Here is a 255-nt window from a genome sequence, read left to right as displayed (position 1 = left end):
CGGCATTTGGGGGGGAAGCACATTATCTGAATACCGGAGCAAAGGCTATTACACGGCGTTACTGCACCAGAGGATCAATGATGCCAGACAACGCGGTATACAGTATCTCACTATCGATGCATCGGCTATGAGCCGGCCAATTGTGGAAAAGCATGGCTTTAAATTTATAGCAGAAACAACGCCATACTTTCTTGATGTCAATGGCTGACAGGCAGACTCTGCCTGCCATCATGTTTTGGCGACTTTGCTAGACTC

Annotated in this window: 1 protein-coding gene; it reads left to right on the top strand. The window is 47.8% G+C overall.

Annotated elements, in window-relative coordinates:
- Positions 1 to 208 (top strand): GNAT family N-acetyltransferase (locus ACYP03_RS26985; RefSeq protein WP_459782806.1); only part of this gene is annotated, 208 nt, incomplete at its 5' end.
- Positions 209 to 255: the final 47 nt, after the last annotated feature.

The organism is Photobacterium sp. R1, assembly GCF_054600795.1.
The sequence above is the reverse complement of the archived record's forward strand: the minus strand, read 5'-3'. Positions and strand labels throughout refer to the sequence as shown.